Annotated in this window: 1 protein-coding gene; it reads left to right on the forward strand. The window is 36.8% G+C overall.

The genetic code is table 11. The annotated features are described in order from the left end of the window. A partial coding sequence (locus OB236_RS16680; protein WP_262685002.1) for a hypothetical protein occupies window positions 1-356 on the forward strand: 356 nt, incomplete at its 5' end. Window positions 357-592 lie beyond the last annotated feature (236 nt).

A 592-nucleotide genomic window follows, 5' to 3' on the forward strand; every position in this document is an offset into this window, starting at 1 on the left:
TCTTAATCGATCTTTTAGAACGTCATATTGATAAACTTCCGAGTGAGAACAGCTTTGCCAATTATCTTGAATCAATCCGTGGGTTTCTAAAGACAAAAGATCCAATTCTTCAAAAAGCAGCATTTTCTAATAGTGAGTTGTTTATTGACAACTTTTCTTATGTTTTAAATAACCATATTACTTCTAAACAGGCGGTAGGTTCACTAATAGCTGCATTCGATAAAGTGGGATATGCTGATTCAATGGATGCTGCCGTGATCATTATTGAGTTTGAGGATCTCCTAAAACAAATGCCTGTAGAAGATGCTGAAAATTTATATAAGGAACGTTGGATAACTGGTAAATATCCGGGTTGATGTTTGAGCTTACTTTAAATCGAAAGGAATAGCTTAATGTCTCAGTTGATAAGCCGACGAATGATGAAAAAACATTATGCACAAGGCGTTATTTCGGAGCTTCAGAAATTAGGGTATCCATGTGAACAAGCGAAGGCTGCTTTCTTTCGCCACTATAGAGACATGAAGCGTACGTTTGGGCTTGAGCCAAATGTAAGCGAATTTGCTAAGTTGATCGATGAGTTTGAAAAAGCGAT

It is taken from the genome of Paenibacillus baimaensis, from assembly GCF_025567575.1.